Raw genomic sequence first — 4,569 nt, forward strand, 5'->3', positions numbered from 1 at the left:
CGCCGGGCCCTGCGCCGGGCCCTGCGCCGGGGGTTGCGCCGGGCCCTCTGCCGGACTCCCCGACGGACGGGGCAGTGGCCGGCCGCGCCGGCTCCCGCCCGGCGTCCCGCAGCACCCCGGACCGGCCGGCCAGCGCGTCGATGACGGCGGTCCGGGTGATCGGGGTGACGGCGTCCGGCAGGTCGCCGGGGCGTGCCAGCCCAGGTGGCAGCCGCCCGTCGGGTCCGCCGTCGGCGTCCCGGCGGTGACCCGGGCGCGGAAGACGTGCACCAGCACGTCCGGCAGTGGCCCGCACCGGCCGGCCGGGGGCGGAGCGGTGCCCCGGTCGCTGAGCCGGTAGAGGCCAACCAGGTCGACGATCTGGACGTCCCAGCCGGTCTCCGTGCGGATGTTGCGGAGCACCGCCGCGGCCGGGCTCTCCTCCCGGCGCAGTCGACCGCCGGGCAGCGCCCAGCGTCGCTCGCCCCGGCCCTGCCGGCAGAGCAGCACCCGACCGGCGTCGTCGCTGACGACCGCCGCGACCGCCCAGGTGAGCGCGCTCATGGACAAAGAGCCTACGACCGCGCAAACCAGAAGTCAGCCGGCCGGCGAAGCCGACCGTACCGGGGTGCCGCGGAGCCGGTCCGCCCCGGTAGCGTGTGCACCCGTGACCCACGCCCCGATGACCCCACTGGCGGCCCTGCCCAGCCCCAGCACCGCCGTCTGGCAGCTCGGACCGGTTCCGATCCGGGCGTACGCCCTCTGCATCATCATCGGCATCGTGGTGGCCTGCCTGGTCACCGAACGCCGGCTGCGGCAGCGCGGCGTGGCCCCGGGCGCGGTGCTCGACATCGCCGTCTGGGCGGTGCCGACGGGCATCATCGGCGCCCGGATCTACCACGTGATCACCTCGCCGGAGAAGTACTTCGGCGCCGACGGGCAGCCGCTCAAGGCGTTCGCGATCTGGGAGGGCGGCCTCGGCATCTGGGGCGCCGTCGCCGGGGGCGCGCTCGGCGCCTGGATCGCCGCCCGGCAGCTCGGCATCCCGTTCGCCGTGGTCGCGACGCGCTGGCGCCGGGCCTGCCGCTGGCCCAGGCCGTGGGCCGGTTCGGCAACTGGTTCAACAACGAGCTGTACGGCGGCCGCACGTCCCTGCCGTGGGGGCTCGAGGTGCACGTGATGGACCCGGACAACCCCGGGCACGCGCTGCGTGACGACGCCGGCAACCCGATCCTCCAGCCGGGGCTCTACCATCCGACCTTCCTCTACGAGGCGCTGTGGAACATCGGCGTCGCCGTGCTGGTCCTCGTCCTCGACCGGAAGCTGCGGCTCGGGAAGGGCCGGGCGTTCGCGCTCTACGTGATGGGCTACACCGCGGGCCGATTCTGGATCGAGCTGATGCGTACCGACGAGGCGAACCACATCCTCGGCCTGCGGCTCAACGTCTGGACCGCGGCGCTGGTCTTCCTCGGCGCGCTGATCTACTTCGTCCGGGTCCGCGGCCCGCGGGAGTACCTCATCCCGGTCGGCACGCCGGCGACGCCGGTCCCGCCCGCGGGCGGTGACGTGTCGCAGGTGGACCTCTCCGCCCGGGAGGCCGGGCCGCGGGCGGTCGCGCCGGAGGGCTACCGGGTGGTCGGCGAGGAGCAGTTCCGCGCGTACCAGGAGACCGGCGCCGTGCCGGACGAGCCCGCGGAGAGCGCGCCCGAGGACGGGACCGAGGCCGACGACTCGGCGGCCGCGGAGACCGACGCCCGCGCCGAACCGGACGCTCCCGCCGAGTCGGAGAACCCGGCGGAGTCGGACGACCGGGCCGGGGCCCGCCCCGCCGACCGGGACAGCTGAGCGGAACCGAGATATGCGTACCGCGGTGGTGGTCGGCGCCGGGCTCGGCGGGCTGGCGGTGGCCGGCGCGCTGGCGCGGTCCGGGTGGCGGGTCACCCTCCTCGAACGGGCCGACCGGGTCCGCCCGGAACCGACCGCGCTGGTGCTCTGGCCCAACGGGGTACGCGCGCTGCGCGCCCTGGGTCTCGGCGCCGGCCTGGACGCGATCGCCACGCCGCTGGCCGACGGCGGCGTCCGCCGCCCGGACGGGCACTGGCTGGTGCAGCCCCGTCCGACGCCGGCCGAGCGGATGCCGGTGGTGGTGCACCGGGAGGACCTGCACGACGCGTTGATCGCCGGCCTCGGTGACCGGGTGGAGCTGCGGACCGGGGTGGCCGTGCGGACGGTCCGCGCGGTCCCCGGTGAGCGGCCGGCGGTCGGCGACGGCCGGCACACCGTCGAGGCGGACCTGGTGGTCGCCGCCGACGGCACCGACAGCGAGATCCGCCGCCAGCTCGCCCCGGAGTCGGGGGTGGTCAGCTCCGGCTGCGCCGCCTGGCGGGCGGTGATCCCCTGGTACCGGGCGCCGAGCCTGCCGGCCGACCAGCCGGTGGGCGGGGAGACGCTGGGCGCCGGTTACCGCTTCGTGGCCGCCTCGCTCGGTGAGCGGGGCACGGCCGGGGGGTCCAGCCGGGGCGGCATCTACTGGGTGGCCACGGCCGCCGGAGCGCCCCGCCCGGAGTCGCCGGAGACCCAGCTCGCCCTGCTCAAGCGCTGGTACGCCGGCTGGCCCGCGCCGATCACCGAGCTGCTTGACGCGACCGACCCCGTCGACCTGGTGCAGCAGGAGATCCGCGAGCTGCGTCCGCTGCCCCGGGCATACGGCTTCCCGGCCGGCCCGGGCGGCGTGGTGCTGCTCGGCGACGCCGCGCACGCCATGCCGCCGCACCTCGGGCAGGGCGCCTGCCTCGCCTTCGAGGACGCCGCCACGCTCGCCTCGCTGCTGCGCGAGTCCCGGCTGCCGGACGCCGTGGCGTCGTACGACCGGTTGCGCCGGCCCCGCGCGGCGACCATGGTCCGGCAGACCCGCCGGATGTCCGCGGTGCTGCAGACCCGGGGCCGGCTGGCCCTGCGCGCCCGCGACGCCGCCCTAGGCACGATCAGCCCCCCGGCGGCTGGCCAGCGCCGTACCGACCGCGGCGAGGGTGGGCAGGTGGTCGGGGAGCGGGCTGCCGGCGAAGGCGAGGAGCGCGATCGGCGCGCCGGCCAGCACCGCGCAGAGCACGACGAGGGAGCCGAGCCCGGTGAGGACCTGGCCGATCCGCCGTACGGCGGAACGTTGCGGTGCGGCCATGGCTGCCTTCCTTCCTACGGCGCCCCGGTGAGCGCCCGCGCGGTGGCCTCACCGGTGACGGTGACGGTGTTGTCGAAGCCGAAGAGGCCGAGCAGGTCCCGGCGGTAGGTGATGCGGACGCGTACCTGGATCTGCTTCTCGCCGTCGACCACCGGGAAGCTGACCTGGTGGTCGCGCACGCCGCGCGCGGCGGCGAGGTAGTCCGCGACGGCGGTCCGGGCGCTCGGCTCGTCGATCTCCTTCGGGCCGCCCTCGATCGCCCGCGCCCGGTCGATCATCTGGCCGCCGCTGCGGGCCGCCTCCGCGGCGAGGTCGTCCGCGCGCTGCAACGAGCGCAACTGCCCGGCCCCGTCGTAGGCGAGCCCGATGACGACGAGCACGCCGGTCATCGCGGCGGCGAGGAAGAGGCTGACCCGGCCGCTCTCCCGGACCGTCCACCCGGTCATCGGCGGCTCCGGTAGGTGTCCAGCGGCGAGGTGAAGGTGGCGGCGACGGCCTTGCCGCCCGGCACCCCGGGCAGCCCGGGGGCGCGCAGGTCGGCGAAGGAGACGGTGCAGCTCACCGTGACCGTCACGGTCGCCGGCACGCCCGGTGCGCTGCGGTACGCCCGCTCGAAGGTGGTCCGCGTCCGCCCCACCGAGCCGCTGAACGACAGCGCCGGCTCGCCCGAACAGTTCAGGCCGCGCCAGTCGAGCTGTCGCCGGGCCGCCTCTACGGCGGCTGCCGGCCGGTGCGGGCGTCCCGGGCGATCGAGGCGGCCCGGGCGGCGTCGTGCGCGGCCGACTCCACCGCCTCGTCGGCGACGGCGGTCCGTCCCGCCACCCCGGCCAGCACCATCAGCGCGATGAACGCGGGGGCGAGCACCGCCACCTCGATCGAGACGGAACCCCGCTCGGGGCGGCCGACCATCCGCCTCACCCCGTCGTCCAGCGTTCGACGGTGCCGTGCGCGGTCTGCCGGACCGGGAAGCTGACCCCCGGGATGACCGACAGTGAACGGCCGCTGACCGTGCAGCTGACCTCGGCGGCGCCGGCCGTGCACGTCGGCCCGCCGGCCTCCCAGCCGACCAGCCAGTCGCCGGCCGCCCGCAGGAACCGGGCGGCCCGGGCCTCCCCGGCGCCGGGCGGCGCCTGGACGACCCGTTGCGCGTTCACCCCGCTCTGCGCGGCGTTCAGCGCGGTGGAACGGGCGACGAACCAGACGGCGAGTTGGATCGAGGCGAACAGCAGCACCAGGATCACCGGCATCAGCACCGCCAGCTCCACCGGGTTGGCGCCCCGGTCCGCGCCGCCCTCGGCGAGCCGCCGCCGGAGCGCCGCGCTGCGTAAGCGGTCGCTGGGCCGCAAGCGCGGCCTGGCCCTGCGCGAGCACGCCCTGGGCCTGGCCGCCCTGGACGCGCTCGCCGAGGACAC

3 protein-coding genes and 3 pseudogenes are annotated in these 4,569 nt (G+C 76.8%); 2 read left to right on the forward strand and 4 right to left on the reverse strand.

Features of this window, described 5'->3' with window-relative positions; genetic code table 11:
* Positions 1-543, reverse strand: a 543-nt coding sequence (locus JNW87_RS35045) for an NUDIX hydrolase (protein ID WP_238455170.1), incomplete at its 3' end; no start/stop codon positions are given.
* 118 nt (positions 544-661) lie between these two features.
* Here JNW87_RS35045 and lgt point away from each other — a divergent pair.
* Positions 662-1,824, forward strand: a pseudogene (gene lgt, locus JNW87_RS35050) (prolipoprotein diacylglyceryl transferase).
* A gap of 13 nt (positions 1,825-1,837) precedes the next feature.
* Positions 1,838-2,995: pseudogene (locus JNW87_RS35055) on the forward strand (FAD-dependent oxidoreductase); the annotation flags it as partial.
* A 176-nt stretch (positions 2,996-3,171) separates the two neighbouring features.
* Here JNW87_RS35055 and JNW87_RS35065 read toward each other — a convergent pair.
* The 3 genes and pseudogenes from JNW87_RS35065 to JNW87_RS35075 form a co-directional block, all read right to left on the reverse strand.
* Positions 3,172-3,603: a hypothetical protein gene (locus JNW87_RS35065; RefSeq protein ID WP_109804019.1), complete on the reverse strand. Its 432-nt coding sequence runs from the start codon at positions 3,601-3,603 to the stop codon at positions 3,172-3,174.
* Positions 3,600-4,066, reverse strand: a pseudogene (locus tag JNW87_RS35070) (TadE/TadG family type IV pilus assembly protein). The gene JNW87_RS35065 and the pseudogene JNW87_RS35070 overlap by 4 nt, the downstream one beginning before the upstream one ends.
* Positions 4,067-4,071: 5 nt before the next feature.
* Entirely contained in the window at positions 4,072-4,503 is a 432-nt protein-coding gene (locus JNW87_RS35075) for a TadE/TadG family type IV pilus assembly protein (protein WP_238455171.1), read from the reverse strand.
* Positions 4,504-4,569: the final 66 nt, after the last annotated feature.

The sequence above is a fragment of the Micromonospora sp. ATA51 genome (assembly GCF_016802855.1).
Lineage (GTDB): Bacteria > Actinomycetota > Actinomycetes > Mycobacteriales > Micromonosporaceae > Micromonospora > Micromonospora sicca.